This window comes from Gemmatimonadaceae bacterium (assembly GCA_019752115.1).
Lineage (GTDB): Bacteria > Gemmatimonadota > Gemmatimonadetes > Gemmatimonadales > Gemmatimonadaceae > Gemmatimonas.
Map to the genome: position 1 here is coordinate 35,455 of JAIEMN010000011.1, position 12,076 is coordinate 47,530.

Genomic DNA, 12,076 nt, shown 5'->3' on the forward strand with positions numbered 1-12,076 from the left:
GCGAGACGCGCGCGGCATCCGTCACGCGGATCGCGAGGCCAGCCGCACCGTCAACGCCTCGTATCCCACCTGGCGCTCGTACCGGGCTTCGCGCTCCACCTTGGGGTGGGCGGCGAGGACGGTGAGGCCGTCGAGCTGTGCCACGCACTGCTCGAGCAGCGTGCGCAGGATGAGCCGCGCGTGTGGCGCCCCAAGGCAGAAGTGCGTGCCGGTGCCGAACGCCACATGGGGATTGGGGCGGCGATCGAACTGCACCCGCTCCGGTTCATCGAAGACGGTGGCGTCGCGATTGGCAGAGGCGAAGTTGAGCGACACGCGGCCGTTGGCCGGGATCGTCTCGCCTAATACGGTCGTCTCCACCGGACAGACGCGTGCGAGATGCGTGAGCGGCGACACCCAGCGGAAGAACTCTTCGGCGGCTTGCGGAATACACCGGGGATCCGCGCGCAGCTGCGCGAGCGAGTCCGGATGGCCGGCGAAGTACGCGAGCACCGAGGAGATGGTGTGAATGATCGTGTCGCGCCCACCGGCAAAGGTGAGGTTGGCAAACCCCATCATCTCGTCCCGCGTGAGCGCGCGGCCGCGGAAGGTGGCCTGCGTGAGCGCGCTGAAGAAGTCGTCGCCCGGCGCGGCGGTGGCGCGGTCGAACTGCGCGTGCAGATACCGCTCGAGGGTGGACCCCTTCTCGTGGCTATCGCTGCCGTCGTGAAAGACGTGAATGCCCCAGCCGATCCAGATCTCGGCTTCGGCCTCCGGCATGCGCAGCAGGTGCGTCAACGCGCGCGACTGGATGGGGAGCGCAAACTCCCGCACGACCTCGATGGACGGGCGCGCGAGGGCATCCGCGAGCATGCCGCCGATCAGGCGGTGCATCCAGGCGATGGTCTCGGCTTCCTTGGCCTCCTTGAAGAAGGGGGCCACGATGTCGCGGTAGTCCCCGTGATCGGGCGGGTCGGTCTCGATGGGGAGCTGCCGCATGGAGCGCACCGATTCCTCCGAGGGGATCGGCACGCGGAAGGGCGCATCGGAGCTGAACGTGCGCCAGTCACGCGCAGCGTTCCGCACGTCCTCGTGACGCAGCAGCATGGGGAGCTCCTCCCCCTGAAAGGGGCACCGCATCACGCCGCGGGTGGTGCGGGCGTCGCGGAACGGATCAGCGGAGGCCATAGACGCGGACGGCGTAGGGCGGCAGGGTGATCGACAGCTGTCCGGTGGCGTCGAGCGCGGCCGAGTCGGCTCCGAAGAGGCTCTGTACGCGCGGGCGGCCGTTCGCGACAGGGCGCACGGTGGTGCTCGCGGGCGCATCGCTCAGGTTGACCACGACCAGCACGCGATCGCTCCCCGCGGAGCGCTGGAACGCGAAGACCGCCGGATGCGCGTTCTCCAGGAGCTGCTGATCCCCACGGCGGAGTGCGGCGTGCGCACGGCGCAGCGCCAGCAGCGACTGGTAGGTCGCCAGCAGCGAGTCGGGCTGGCCGCGCTGACTCTCCAACGAGACCCCGCCTCCCTTGGCCAGCGGACTCTGATCCCACCACGTGCCCGTGTTGCGATACCAGACGGCCATGCCGTTGCTCACGCGCGCCGTCCACGGAAACGCCTCACGGAGTGGGATGTCGCCGCCGTCTGACGACTGGTCGTTGATGTGGCGACCGGTCATGCCGAGCTCCTGCCCGTAGTAGATCAGCGGAATGCCCTTGAGCAGCAAATTGAGTGCGGCGCCGACCTTGGCCTTGCGGAGATCGCCCTTCACGGCGCTCGCAAAGCGCTCGACGTCGTGGTTCTCGATGAAGAGCACCTGCTGCTTGCCGGCCGGGGTGCGCCGATCCGTTTCGGCCACCGCCTTGGTCAGCTGCGCCTTGTCGAAGCTCAGGATGGCGCCGCGCAGCGGAAACGCGAAGACCATGTCGGCGTTGCCACGGGTGAGCCACGCATCACCGTAGCCCCAGTCGGCCTGCTCGGCCAGGATGCGTACGCGCGGATCGACACGGCGCAGTTCGCGAAAGAGCGGCGACCAGAAGCGCGGAAAGAGATCGGGGAGGGCTGGCTTGTTGTCGAGCGTGTCCTGCATGTGGTCGATGCGGAACCCGTCCACCCCGTCGTTGCGCCCCGGCGCGCTGGGGCGCAGGAAGTGCGTGAAGGCCTGCGCCTGCACACGCTGCACGTCGGGGTTGAGCAGGTTCACGGTGGCGATCCGCACCCGCTGTCCGTCGTACAGCGGCACCTCGGGGACCTCCCAGAATCCCGTCTGGTACGTCGTGTTGGCGCTGTCCCGATAGAGCAGATACGGCGTGAACTTCGAACCGGGCTTGCCGAAGGACTCGGTGAGCCAGGGGTGATTGCCGCTCACGTACTGCAGCTCCATGTCGAGATAGAGTTGCATCCCTCGCTGGTGCAGGGCGCGGACGAGATCCCGCAGGTCGCGTTCCGTGCCGAACTCACGATCAATGGCGGTGAAGTCGTCGAGGAAGTAGTTGTGATAGAACGGCGACGCGCCGATGGGCGTGAGCAGCAGTGTGGTCACGCCGAGCTGCTGGAGATAGTCCAGCTGCTGCGCAATGCCTTTGAGGTCGCCCTGCTGATCGCCGTTGCTGTCGCGGAAGCTTCGGACGAAGAGCTGATAGAAGACCTGGTCCCGCTCTGCGGGGCGCACAGCCGGCGGCGCAGCACGCTGCGCGGTGACTGGTATCGTGTTGAGCGCGCTGCTGGCCAGCACAGCGAGCGTAACGAGCGTGGTGCGCCGGCGAAGGGTATTGATCATGGGCGGGAAGCGGGGTGAACGGGCGGGAACGTCACCTGACGAAGGATGGTGGTCCCCATGGGCTGCAGGCGCACCGGCTCCGGCTGCTGCGTGACGGGGTTGTGTAGCATGACCGACCAGTGGCGCGGATGATCGGCGATCGGTGTGGCCCGGAGCGGACCGGCGAAGGCATGCCGCACGGGATCCGGTGTCGTGTAGTTCCGATCGACAAAGCCGGGGAGCGCATAGCGCCTGGTGATGACCTCGTCGGCCGGCAGTGCGCGCGCCAGGACGCAGGGACCATCGGTGAAGTACGCGGCACCGTGTGCGTCGCGATGCACCGTGAGTTCGGCGATCAGCGTGACGTGCAGCACCACGGGTTCGCGACTCGGCGCGATGGTGAAGCACAGAAAGCCGTCGACGTCGGTACACACGGCGCTGGTCTGTACGCGCTGGGCCCAGCCGGGGCGTCGGATCTGGAGGGAGAGCCCCGCGATCGCGCCCTCGATGGTGAGGTGCAGCGTATCGCTGTGCGGGTACTCGGTCTCCATCGCCACGCGGATCTCCTGGTCGGCGATCACGGTGCGCACCGTACTCGGTCCGAGGAGCGTGGCCACCAGGGTGTCGCCACGGCGCATCCACAGGTGCTGGACGTAGGTCGGCGTGATACGGCCGGCATTGGGGACGCAGCACACCGCCGCCTCGCGATGAACGGGCGAGTAGCGGTAGCGCGTCTGCGTGGGATGCGCCGGGTCGTTGTTGCGCGAGCCGGTCATGGCGTACGCGTTATCGCTCGTGAGATACGCAATACCGCGTCCATCGGGGTGCCGCGCCCCCTGTGCCGCGTTGACGAACAGCTGCTCCATCGCATCGCCCCAGGCCGCGTGCCCCTGCTTGGCAAACAGGCTGGCATAGCTGTGCAGCAGCTCCTGCACGGAACAGGTCTCATAGCCGCGGGTGGTGGCGTTGGCACCGGTGCCGTTGATGAACTCGTCGCCGATAGGCCCGCCCGAGGGGGAGAGGCACGGCGCCAGCTTCCGGAGATACGCGGCGAGCGCCTGCTCCAGCGCGGCGTCGCCGGAGGCGGCATACGCGGCGGCCACGGCGCGCAGATGGGCATACGTATGGACGCCGTGACCGGCGAGCGGTCGGGCGTCGTCCTGCAGCGTGTCCAGGCGTGCGTCTTCGGCGAGGGGTTCCGCGCTGAACGCCCGATAGAGAAAGACGAGATAGTCCGCATAGCGGCGATCGCCCGTGTGCTGCACCAGCCGCTCGAGGACATCGCTGAGCATGAGGCCATGTGTCAGCCCGCAGGTATCCGGGCGATCGGTGCGGAACGGACGCGACGCCCCTGCGGGGAGGCGCGCCATGAGCTCATCGACCGCGCGTCGAACGGCGTCGAGCACCTCGCCGCGCTGCGTGTACTCGTACCAGGCGAGGAGATAGCGAAGCGCGGTGGCTTTGGCCCACAGCTCACCATTCTCACCGGTGAGCGTATAGCGGAGCGCCGGTGCGTAGATCCCGAGGTAGCCGTCGTCGTCCTGCGTGGCGAGCAGCGCCTCGACCTGACCGGCCGCCCGCGTCAGGGCGTCGTCGTCGCCGAGGAGGATGGCGGTGCGGATGAAGCCGTCCCACCAGTTGCTCTGGGTCTCGCTATTCCACCACAGAAACTGGGCGCGGTCCGCCTCGGGCACACCCAGCGCGCCCACATCCTTGGCGCGCACGCTGGGCGAGAGGCGATCGCGCCCGTAGATGTCGTCGTGGATCACCAGCTCCGGCACGAGCTGATCGAGGTGCCCCGTGATGCCGTCGAGATTGGCACGCAGCTGCTCGCGCAGCCACCCTCGAGGCGCAATGGCACCCAGCGGCAGCGTCTGGAGTGCCTCGGGGATCGGCGCGGCTGTGCCGCGCGGCGCGGAGTGTTCGGCGCTGGTGAGGGGCGCCGGGGGGGCAGTCATGCGGGAACGGTAGCCCGTCTGGTGCCCCGACGCTGCTACGGCACCGACACGCCCTGATACTATTTTACCAACATGCAGCGCGCCGATGCCGAACCTCGCCGAGCCCGCCCGGAGGGGCAGTCATTTGCCGCGTTCCGCTACACGGCGTCGGCGTTCCGCTTTTGGTGGCACCAGCATCCGGAGCTCGAGCTCACGTACATCGAGTCCGGTGCGGGGACGCGGTTCGTGGGCGATTCGATCGCGCCGTTCGGGCCCGGGGATCTGGTGCTGGTGGGCGGCCATCTGCCGCACACGTGGTCATCGGAAGGGCGCGCGGGCGGCGCGCGTTCGCATCGCGCGATTGTGGTGCACGTTCCGCCCGAACTCTTCGAGGTGGCGGCGCCCGAGTTCGCCGCGATCCGCGCGCTGCTGCGCCGTGCGCCGCGCGGGGTCGCCTTCTCGTCACGCGCCGCCGCGGCGGTGCAGGAGGCTCTGGTGCAACTGCCCACGCAGCGCGGTCTGACGGCGTGGAGTGCCCTGGCGGGCATCCTGCACACGCTGGCCGGCGACCAGGCGGCAAGGGTGCTCGCCAGCGACGGGTATGCGCCAGGCGATCGGTATGGGGTGCAGCCCCGTCTCGCTCGCGCGCTCGCGTATATCGACGCGCACGCCACGTCGGATAGCCTGTCGCTCCGCGACGTGGCGCGCACCGTGCACCTCACGCCGACCGCGTTCTCCCGGTTTTTCCGCCAGCATACCGGCGGCACCCTCGTGGAGCACATCACCGCGGTGCGCATTGGGCTCGCGTGTCGGCAGCTCACCGAATCCGATCAGCGCGTCGCCGAGATTGCCTACGCCTGTGGCTTTGGGACGCTGGCCAACTTCAACCGGCGCTTTCGTGCGACCAAGGGGATGACACCGACGGAGTTCCGGCGCCGCTTTCATGACGCGGCGCACGCGGCGCACGCGGCCGCCCCGGCGCGCGTCAGGCGCTCCAGATCGCGCTGAGCACGCGGCGGAAGTTGCCTCCCAGAATGCCTTCGATCTGTGCGTCGGTGTACTTGCGTCGGATGAGCCCCTCGGTGAGATCGAACATCCGCTGGGGATGATCGAGCCCCTCAATATCGATGCGCTCGCGGAAACCGTAACTCCCCTTGTAGCTCGCCCGCAGCGCCTTGTTCAGCTCGGGAGGCATCTTGTCGTAGCCGTCGAGATCGATGTCGCTCCCGACGCCGAGGTGCTCGGGGCCGATGAGTTTCGCGACGTAGTCGAAGTGATCGAGCACGTGCTCGATGGTCGTGGGTTCACGGTCGCGTACGAACATGCGGACGCCGGTGATGCCCATGACACTCCCGGCTTTGCCCACCGCGCGGATGGCCTCATCGCTCTTGTCGCGCGGATGACCATTGGCCAGCGCGCGCACGTTGGAGTGCGTGATGAGCACCGGCTTCTTCGACAGCTCGAACGCGTCCAGCGTGGTGCGATCGCCGCAATGTGAGACATCGACGGCCATCCCCACCTGGTTCATCCGCTCCACGATCGCGACGCCAAAGTCACTCAGCCCCTCGTCGCGCCGTTCCGTGGAGCCGTTGCCGATGCGCGTGCGGCTGTTGTACGTGAGCTGCGCGACGCGCTGTCCGAAGCCGTAGAAGAGATCCACATCGGCCGGGCGACGGAAATGCTCGGCGTTCTGGAGGCCGAGGATCACCGCCACTTTCCCCGATGCCTTCACGCGCGCGAAGTCGCCGGCGCTGTCGATGCGCATGAGCTTGTCGTCGCTGCCCGCGAGGAAGCTGTTCCAGCCGGCAAAGAACTGCATGGCCTGCTCGTAGGCCTCGGGGCCGCCCAGGCCAACGGCCGGGTGGAAGACGTTGATCCCCGAGCTGCGGAACCGCGCGAAGGCGGCCGCATCGAACAGCTCGGGGCGCGCCATCCACTGGTCACCGAGCGTGAAGTTGAGCGTGAAGGGGCTCAACATGTCGATGACGAGGGCGCGTTGCATGAGCGCGATGGCGCGCGCCGAGTAGTCCGGCGCGCCGGCCCCGAAGAGTGCGTATCGCCCGCGGTTCACGAAGGGGGCGGCCAGCGCGCCGGCGGCCGGGAGGGCCAGGGCGGCCGCGCCGGTCGCGGCCAGGAAGGCACGGCGCGAGAGCGGTGACGTGGATTCGGTCATGCGACGGGTGCCGTGGATGAGGTGGGTGTGGTCCAACGATCGAGCAGCAGACTGCGCAGAGCGATGGCCTGCTCCCAGCTTGGCGGAAAGGCCGCCAACCCATAGCCGCCACGCACGGGACCGAGCTCGGGGCACACCCAGAGCTGTGCGTGTTCGCTCGTTCGCAGCAGCGCGAAGAGGGCGTCGATCAGCGCCAGCCAGTCCGCCATTTCCGGGGCCAGCGCACCGCTCGAGGTGAGCACCGGGATCTGCGCGTGATGGCCGTTGAACGGGCGCAGGTGAAACCAGCGGGCGCGGCGAATGGCGGCGGCGTCGGTGAGCACCCGCGGAGCAAAGGGCGGCTGCAGATGCTTGACGACGGCGTGATGCGAGAAGTCGTACAGCAGCGGGAGTGGGGTACCGGTGGCCGCCAGAAACTGCGCGCACAGCGCATCGGTCTTTTCCGGCGTTTCGATGCAGGTGTCGCGGTGGGTTTCGATGACCACGGTGATGCCCACGTCACGCGCGGCGGTCATCAGCCGCTGCGTCATGGCCAGTGCCGACTCGGCGGTCGTGTCGTGCCACCCCAGATGCACCTGGACGACCATCGCCCCCTCGTCGCGGCAGCGGGTCAACGCGGTGGCAAAGTCGTCGGCGACGTCGAGGCGGGCGAAGGCGAGGAAGGCGAGCCCCTCCGCGCGGGCGAGTGCGCCCAGCCCCATCCCCGCATCGCCCATGACACCGTCGAAGCCAGCGGCCCGCGCGGCCGCAACCTTCTCGGCGAGCGTCCATTCGCCGGCGCCGGGGGCCGGGTGATCCCACAACGTCCAGAGATTCGCGTAGGTGCGGAGGTGCGGCATGGGGCGATACGAAAGCCGAAGGGAGGGGGCGGGTTCAGGCGATCGATGCGAGCGCGTGGAGCAGCTGCTCTCGGAGTATACTCGCGCGTGCGCTCAGTTCGCGCTGCCGCCGCTGATACTCCTCGCGCCCCTCGGGCCTTTCGATGCGCACGGGCGCGAAGCCGAGGTCGCGGAGATCGTACGGTGTAGCCTGCATGTCGAGTTCGCGGAGCGCCACGGCGAGTGCGAAGCACGCCCAGAGCAGGTCGCTCCCAATCCAGGGCATGCTCACGTAGGCCCAGCGATAGAGATCCATGTTCGCATGGATGCAGCCGGGTTGCTCGAAGTCGTAGCGGGCTTCCCACGCCAGCGGCACGCGGTTCAGCGGTTTGGCGGCCGGTGCGAAGAAGCGGAACGCATCGAAGTGACTGCACACGATGGGGCGACTCTCCACGAAGGCATCGACCTCGGCCTGCGGCAACCGCAGCGGGGCGACGGCCGCGTGGCGCACGTCGCGGCCACCGTACACCATGGCCCATTCGTGCATTCCGTAGCAGCCAAACTGGGCCGGCCGCGCGTGCGTGGCCTCCAGCACCTGCCGCGCCTGCGCGAGCTGCGTGCGCTCCGATGCGGTGAGGGCATCCGGCGTGCGGGCAATGGTACCGCCAGCCGCGACGTACACCGGCTCGGGGAATCGCGCTCGCGCCTCCGGGCTGTCTTCGAGTGATTCGAACGGCGCCGGATGCCACGCGTCGAGCTTTGCCGGCGAGTAGTGGTAGTACTGGAAGAGGAAGTCGTACACCGGATGCACCGCGCCGCGAGCGCGCCGCTCGCGCCACGGCCCAGTGAAGCGCTGCGTGCGCGACTGATGCGCCTCGGCGCGGGCCTGCCATTCCGCGGTCGTCAGCACCGGCATGATCAGAACGGCGCCGGGTGTTCAACGACGACTGGCGCACCGGTCACCGGATGTGTGAACGCCATGCGATCGGCGTGCAGGAGCAACCGCTCGTCGTCGTCGGGGGCCACGCGACCGTAGAGGCGATCGCCGACGATCGGCGCGTCGAGACCGTCCGGATGCGCTGCGTGCACGCGAAGCTGATGCGAGCGCCCGGTATGCGGGATGAAGTGCACGCGCGTGCGGCCGTCGGCGCGCGCGATCACGCGCCATTCGGTGTGGGCCGGCTTGCCGTGCACCGGATCGTGAATGTTGCGCGGGCGATCGTCGATATCGGGGCGCAGTGGCAGCGTGATGTGGCCGTGGTCGCTCACCACGGTGCCGTCCAGGCAGGCCACATAGCGCTTGTCGATCTGGCGCAGCGAAAAGAGCCGCTGCAACGCCGAGGCGGTCGTGCTGTCTTTCGCGGCGAGGAGCAGGCCCGAGGTATCCAGGTCGAGGCGGTGCACCGCGAGCGGGCCGGTCGCGTCGGGGTAGCGCGCCCGAAGGCGTGATACGGCACAATCCTGCAGCGATGCACTGCGCCCTGGCACGGTGAGCAGGCCACTCGGCTTGTGCACGACGAGGAGATAGCCGTCTTCGTAGAGCACGCGCGGCTCGGCGGGATCGAGGGCCGCCGTACCGAAGAGCGGTGGCGGCTCGACCGGGAGCCCATCGAGCATGTGGGTGAGAATCGGCAGGCACTTGCCGCGGCACGCCGCGTAGAAGACGCCCGCCCGGCGATCGCCCGTCGGCGCAGGCGCGCCCCACCAGAATTCGGCGAGCGCGAGTGGGGTGAGTCCGAGGCGGTATGCGTGCGCCAGCAGCTTGGGCGCGGCGCAGTCGCCGGCGCCCGCTGGTGGTTCCGAAGGGGCGAACAGGGCGCGCAGGGATCGAACGTCGCCGCGCGCACTCGCGAGCTGGTAGCTGTCCTGGATTTGGCGCATGAGCTCACGCGAGCGCGCGGTGCGTTCGGCATCGAGCGCGCGAATGGCCGCGGCGATGCGCCGGGCCACCGGGTTCTCCGTATGCGTCGGCATGCTGGCCACCAAGGCGGCCCGGCGGGCGGTGAAGTCGAGCATCTCGGCTTCACCGGGCCCCCACGTCGCATCGCGGCGGGCGCGATCGAAGGTGGGCGGCACCCAGCCGTCGATCTCCCACTGTCCGTTGATCATGCCGGAGAAGCCGCGCAGATAGCCGATGGCGCCATCGGGGGCGGCTGCGACGAGCACGCCGAACATCTTGCCGTTGCCCGGTTCGTGCAGCTTCCAGTCGGTCGCGTGCGCCTCGAGCGCGGCCATGAGGTCGGCGGCGGCGCGCTGGGCGAGCGGATGAACCGCCCGGCGATCGAACGGCGTGGGCATGCGCGCGGGCCATTCCGCCGGCGGCGGAGCGGGGGCGAAGGGGATCACGCGCGGGGCCTCGACATGTCGGAATGTCGTGAGAATGGCGGGGCAGGTCCAGCGGGACCGCCGTCGTGCCCCGTGCCCGGTGGTGCATGACGGTGCCTGCGACGTATGGTTCTGGATGCGGGGCGCGTCGGCGCACCCGCGGTGTGCCGCTTCCATCGCCCTGCGAGACTGCCATGCCCAACGCCGCTTCGACTGCGCTCCCCCACGTTCAGGTGCAGGGGGTGCACCACATCACGCTGGTTGGCTCCACGCGCCAGAGCGCGATCGACTTCTGGGAGGGCGCACTGGGGATGCCGTTTATCTTCGAACAGCCGAATCTCGGTCAGAGCACCGAGAACCATCTGTACTTCGATCCCGGCGATGGGCGCCTGCTCACCGTGTTCACGGATGAGTCGCGTACCGATGCCGGTCGGCACGCGCCCCGCGAGATCGGCTGCGTGGAGCACATCGCGTTCAACGTGTCGCGCGCGACGTTTGCCGCCGCACCGGCACGGCTCAAGGCGCGCGGCATCGAGTTCTATGAACGCGATCGCGGCTTCATGAACTCGATCTACATGCGCGACCCGAACGGGCTCAAGGTCGAGCTGGCCTGCTACAAGTTCGAAACGCCCGAGGGGTTCCGCGATGCCGATGTGCTGATGCGCGCCCACCGGCTGCGCAGTGAGCGTGGTGATCATCACATCACCGAGGAGCATCTGGCCGATGCGATCGGCGAGTTGATGGCGACGCGGGAGCGGTTGCCGCGCTGACGCGGCGGCGCGCCGATCAGCCGCGATGGGCGGCGCGATTCGCGCGAATGGTGCGCACGAGGTACCAGACCACCGCCACGTTGAGCACCAGAATGCCCACGCGCACCGGGGTGAAGCGGTGCGCCACTTCCCACAGCTCGAACGGAATGAGCGACGCCGTGACCACGACCGAGAACCATTCGGCCCAGGTCTTGGCCAGCCAGAGCCCGGCGCCCTCGACCGTCAGCACGAGGGCGTAGCTCAGCGCGACGAAGCCCGCGACCTGCAGCTTGGTGGCGGTGACGTTGCCGAGGAGGTGCAGCAGCCCATGGACGACGGTTTCGAGGACGCCGCCGAGCCAGCCGCGCACCCCCGAGAACTCGGTCGCGCGTGCCAGCGACGTGGCGAGCTCGGTCAGCCGCTCGAGGGCGCCGTTGCGGACGTCGTCGCCGAGCAGCCCGAAGGCCGTCGCAGCCAACGCGACGAAGGCCAACGCCTTGCCGAACTTGAAGAGGGCAATCGCCCGCAGCGCCCGGCGGTTTGGCGGGGGAGCAGCGGTGCGCGCCAGAGAAACCGGAGTCGCCGTCATGTCGCCCGGAAGGTATCGTTTCTTCCTATGAAACTCACCCTCTCCCTCGCAATTGCTTCCCTCGCGGCCGGCCTGCTGCTGACCGCGCCGACCCAGGCGCAGGATGCCCGTACCGTCACACTCCGCTTCCGGAAGGCCGGGGATACGGTGGCCATCCGTGGCGCACTGATCACCATCGACCATACGATCGAAGCTGGGGTGACCGATGCCAACGGCATCGTCACCGTGCCGGATCTGGACGATGGCGGGCACATCGTGGAAGCGGTGGCCAAGGGCTATCAGGCCTTTTTTGACAAGTTCACGAGCGGGCCGTCGGTGAAGATGCCGATCGACCTCGAGATTCTGGCCGTGGTGGCCGCCCCCAAGCCCAAAGGCGCCATGACCCCGCTCACGCTCGTGGGCTTCGACGCGCGCCGGGCCAAGGCCGCCGGGAAGTTCTACACCGCCGCGCAGCTCAAGGCGGCGAACGGCCGGCCGCTGGCGAACCTGCTCAAGGTGACGCTGGGCGCATTCATCGCCTCGGGGCCGAACGGCGAGTCGTATCTCGCCGTGCGCGGCAATCCGACCTGTCGGGCCGCCGTCGTGCGTGATGGACTCCAGGTGTACCCGTACGAAAGCGCGCTGCCCCCCGATCTCGACAAGATCTTCACCGACGACCTTGGCGGCATCGAGCTCTACGCCACGGCGCCCGCGGACCTGAAGGACGCGGGGAGCTGCGGGGCGCTGGTGCTGTGGAGCCGGTGATCGC

Annotated in this window: 11 protein-coding genes; 3 read left to right on the forward strand and 8 right to left on the reverse strand. The window is 68.7% G+C overall.

Translation table 11 applies throughout. The features are described from left to right. Positions 1 to 21: 21 nt before the first annotated feature. Genes K2R93_05635 through K2R93_05645 form a run of 3 tightly spaced genes read right to left on the reverse strand, consistent with a single transcriptional unit; the run spans position 22 to position 4,695 of the window. Entirely contained in the window at positions 22 to 1,167 is a 1,146-nt protein-coding gene (locus K2R93_05635; protein ID MBY0489303.1) for a cytochrome P450, read from the reverse strand. Next, complete coding sequence (locus K2R93_05640; protein ID MBY0489304.1) at positions 1,154 to 2,758, reverse strand: alpha-glucosidase C-terminal domain-containing protein; 1,605 nt, start codon at positions 2,756 to 2,758, stop codon at positions 1,154 to 1,156. The genes K2R93_05635 and K2R93_05640 overlap by 14 nt, the downstream gene beginning before the upstream one ends. Then, positions 2,755 to 4,695, reverse strand: coding sequence for a glycoside hydrolase family 127 protein (locus K2R93_05645; GenBank protein MBY0489305.1), 1,941 nt, complete (start codon positions 4,693 to 4,695; stop codon positions 2,755 to 2,757). Before K2R93_05645 ends, K2R93_05640 begins: the two co-directional genes overlap by 4 nt. A gap of 72 nt (positions 4,696 to 4,767) precedes the next feature. On the opposite strand from K2R93_05645, the gene K2R93_05650 reads away from it, so the two are divergent. Further along, the gene (locus tag K2R93_05650; protein MBY0489306.1) at positions 4,768 to 5,682 is read left to right on the forward strand and encodes an AraC family transcriptional regulator; all 915 of its coding nucleotides are present in this window, start codon (positions 4,768 to 4,770) and stop codon (positions 5,680 to 5,682) included. On the opposite strand, the gene K2R93_05655 is transcribed toward K2R93_05650, so the two are convergent. From K2R93_05655 to K2R93_05670, 4 genes are read right to left on the reverse strand one after another with little or no spacing between them, the layout of a single operon-like run. Next, positions 5,660 to 6,847: a dipeptidase gene (locus tag K2R93_05655; protein ID MBY0489307.1), complete on the reverse strand. Its 1,188-nt coding sequence runs from the start codon at positions 6,845 to 6,847 to the stop codon at positions 5,660 to 5,662. The genes K2R93_05650 and K2R93_05655 overlap by 23 nt on opposite strands. Next, entirely contained in the window at positions 6,844 to 7,686 is an 843-nt protein-coding gene (locus tag K2R93_05660; GenBank protein MBY0489308.1) for a hypothetical protein, read from the reverse strand. The genes K2R93_05655 and K2R93_05660 overlap by 4 nt, the downstream gene beginning before the upstream one ends. A gap of 34 nt (positions 7,687 to 7,720) precedes the next feature. Further along, positions 7,721 to 8,581, reverse strand: coding sequence for a hypothetical protein (locus K2R93_05665; GenBank protein ID MBY0489309.1), 861 nt, complete (start codon positions 8,579 to 8,581; stop codon positions 7,721 to 7,723). A gap of 2 nt (positions 8,582 to 8,583) precedes the next feature. Continuing rightward, positions 8,584 to 10,011, reverse strand: a complete 1,428-nt coding sequence (locus tag K2R93_05670; GenBank protein ID MBY0489310.1) for an RluA family pseudouridine synthase — start codon at positions 10,009 to 10,011, stop codon at positions 8,584 to 8,586. A gap of 173 nt (positions 10,012 to 10,184) precedes the next feature. Between K2R93_05670 and K2R93_05675 the strand changes: the two genes are divergently transcribed. Then, entirely contained in the window at positions 10,185 to 10,760 is a 576-nt protein-coding gene (locus K2R93_05675) for a VOC family protein (protein MBY0489311.1), read from the forward strand. A 16-nt stretch (positions 10,761 to 10,776) separates the two neighbouring features. Here the strand turns inward: K2R93_05675 and K2R93_05680 are convergent, their stop codons facing one another. Then, positions 10,777 to 11,328 carry a DUF2127 domain-containing protein gene (locus K2R93_05680; GenBank protein ID MBY0489312.1) on the reverse strand — a complete coding sequence of 184 codons (552 nt, stop codon included), beginning with the start codon at positions 11,326 to 11,328 and terminating at the stop codon, positions 10,777 to 10,779. Positions 11,329 to 11,355: 27 nt separating this feature from the next. On the opposite strand from K2R93_05680, the gene K2R93_05685 reads away from it, so the two are divergent. Beyond that, on the forward strand, positions 11,356 to 12,072 hold the full coding sequence (locus K2R93_05685) for a Plug domain-containing protein (GenBank protein MBY0489313.1): 717 nt from the start codon (positions 11,356 to 11,358) through the stop codon (positions 12,070 to 12,072). Positions 12,073 to 12,076 lie beyond the last annotated feature (4 nt).